This is a genomic window from Brevibacterium sp. 239c (genome assembly GCF_900169365.1).
In the GTDB taxonomy this organism is placed as follows: Bacteria; Actinomycetota; Actinomycetes; order Actinomycetales; family Brevibacteriaceae; genus Brevibacterium.
This window is the reverse complement of sequence record NZ_FXZH01000048.1, coordinates 1-2,939: the sequence shown is the minus strand read 5'-3', so window position 1 is coordinate 2,939 and position 2,939 is coordinate 1. Positions and strand designations below refer to the sequence as shown.

Annotated in this window: 2 rRNA genes; both read left to right on the top strand. The window is 53.8% G+C overall.

Annotated features, from left to right (window positions below):
• A 23S ribosomal RNA gene (locus tag BSP239C_RS20225) occupies positions 1 to 2,650 on the top strand; the annotation flags it as partial.
• Positions 2,651 to 2,816: 166 nt separating this feature from the next.
• Positions 2,817 to 2,935, top strand: a 5S ribosomal RNA gene (gene rrf, locus BSP239C_RS20220).
• Positions 2,936 to 2,939 lie beyond the last annotated feature (4 nt).

The window sequence follows — 2,939 nt, the reverse complement described above, 5'->3', positions numbered from 1 at the left end:
TACTCGTGGAATGTCGTGTGAATCTGCCAGGACCACCTGGTAAGGCTAAATACTTCCTGATGACCGATAGCGGATAGTACCGTGAGGGAATGGTGAAAAGTACCCCGGGAGGGGAGTGAAATAGTACCTGAAACCATGTGCTTACAATCCGTCAGAGCCTCCTTGTTGGGGTGATGGCGTGCCTTTTGAAGAATGAGCCTGCGAGTTAGCGGTGCGTGGCGAGGTTAACCCGAGAGGGGTAGTCGTAGCGAAAGCGAGTCCGAATAGGGCGTTTCAGTCGCGTGTCCTAGACCCGAAGCGGAGTGATCTAGCCATGGGCAGGGTGAAGCGTGTGTAAGAGCGCGTGGAGGCCCGCACCCACTTCAGTTGAAAATGGAGGGGATGACCTGTGGTTAGGGGTGAAAGGCCAATCAAACTCTGTGATAGCTGGTTCTCCCCGAAATGCATTTAGGTGCAGCGTTGCGTGGTTCTTGCCGGAGGTAGAGCTACTGGATGGCTGATGGGCCCCACCGGGTTACTGACGTCAACTAAACTCCGAATGCCGGTAAGGTTCAGCGTGGCAGTGAGACAGTGGGGGATAAGCTTCATTGTCGAGAGGGAAACAGCCCAGACCATCAACTAAGGCCCCTAAGCGTGTGCTAAGTGGGAAAGGATGTTCAGTTGCGAAGACAACCAGGAGGTTGGCTTAGAAGCAGCCATCCTTGAAAGAGTGCGTAATAGCTCACTGGTCAAGTGATTGAGCGCCGATAATGTAGCGGGGCTAAGTACACCGCCGAAGTTGTGGCAGCATCCCAATAAGCCGTAATGGTGGGGTGTTGGGTAGGGGAGCGTCGTGCTGGCAGTGAAGTCGCCGTGTGAACGAGTGGTGGAGCCGGTACGAGTGAGAATGCAGGCATGAGTAGCGAAAGACGGGTGAGAAACCCGTCCACCGGATGACCAAGGGTTCCAGGGCTAGGCTAATCCGCCCTGGGTAAGTCGGGACCTAAGGCGAGGCCGACAGGCGTAGTCGATGGACAACCAGTTGATATTCTGGTACCGACGCATAACCGTCAATACCAAAACACGTGATACTAACCATGTCATATGCCCGTGATGTCTTCGGATGTCTGGTTGGTGTGTGGTGTGGGACCTGAGTGTGGAGTCGGTAAGCGCGAGGTGTGACGCAGGAAGGTAGCCAGGCCACGCGATGGTAGTCGTGGTCTAAGGTCGTAGCACGTGGGGGTAGGTAAATCCGTCCCCACATAGTGTGTGAGAGCTGATGGGCGCCCCATTTTGGTGGGGTGATCTGGTGATCCTATGCTGCCGAGAAAAGCATCGGCGTGAGGTTGTGTGTTGCCCGTACCCTATAACCGACACAGGTGGTCAGGTAGAGAATACTAAGGTGATCGAGAGAATCGTGGTTAAGGAACTCGGCAAAATGCCCCCGTAACTTCGGGAGAAGGGGGACCATCCTGGTGAAGCCAACTTGCTTGGTGATGTGCTGGTGGTGGTCGCAGAGGCCAGAGAGAAGCGACTGTTTATTAAAAACACAGGTCCGTGCGAAGATGTAAGTCGATGTATACGGACTGACGCCTGCCCGGTGCTGGAAGGTTAAGAGGACTCGTTAACTGTTTTAGGACAGTGAAGCGGAGAATTTAAGCCCCAGTAAACGGCGGTGGTAACTATAACCATCCTAAGGTAGCGAAATTCCTTGTCGGGTAAGTTCCGACCTGCACGAATGGCGTAACGACTTCTCTGCTGTCTCAACCACGAACTCGGCGAAATTGCATTACGAGTAAAGATGCTCGTTACGCGCAGCAGGACGGAAAGACCCCGAGACCTTCACTATAGTTTGGTATTGGGATTCGGTGTGGTTTGTGTAGGATAGGTGGGAGACTGTGAGGCTATCACGCTAGTGGTGGTGGAGTCGTCAAGTGAAATACCACTCTGACTATACTGGATTTCTTAACTTCGGACCCTGATCGGGTTCAGGGACAGTGCCTGATGGGTAGTTTAACTGGGGCGGTTGCCTCCTAAAGAGTAACGGAGGCGCCCAAAGGTTCCCTCAGCCTGGTTGGCAATCAGGTGTCGAGTGTAAGTGCACAAGGGAGCTTGACTGTGAGACGGACGTGTCGAGCAGGAGCGAAAGCTGGGACTAGTGACCCGGCCATGGCTTGTGGAAGCGTGGTCGCTCAACGGATAAAAGGTACCTCGGGGATAACAGGCTGATCTTGCCCAAGAGTCCATATCGACGGCATGGTTTGGCACCTCGATGTCGGCTCGTCGCATCCTGGGGCTGTAGTCGGTCCCAAGGGTTGGGCTGTTCGCCCATTAAAGCGGTACGCGAGCTGGGTTTAGAACGTCGTGAGACAGTTCGGTCCCTATCCGCTGCGTGCGTAGGAAATTTGTGGAGGCCTGTCCTTAGTACGAGAGGACCGGGACGGACGAACCTCTGGTGTGCCAGTTGTACCGCCAGGTGCATGGCTGGTTGGCTACGTTCGGGAAGGATAACCGCTGAAAGCATCTAAGCGGGAAGCCTGCTTCGAGATGAGATTTCCAACCCACTTTGTGGGGTGAGGTGTCCTATAGATTATGGGTTTGATAGGCCGGGTATGGAAGCACTGTGAGGTGTGGAGTTGACTGGTACTAATACGCCGATCACTCATATAACCCTTTTTTTGGTGGTTGTGTGTGCGGGAAGCATTTATAGGGTTTCACGAGATGTTTATTGATGAGTCACATTGTGTGTGGTGTTCGCGTTCGCTGTACGGTTCTTGGACCGCTACTTGCCCTTTGAGGACTTGAGAGTTTTTGGGGTGGTGGTGGTGTGTTGGTTTTGCGGTGGTGATAGTGGTGGGGAAACGCCCGGTTAACCGTTCCGATCCCGGTAGCTAAGCCCATTCGCGCTGATGGTACTGCAACTTGGTGGTTGTGGGAGAGTAAGTGACTGCCGCAATATT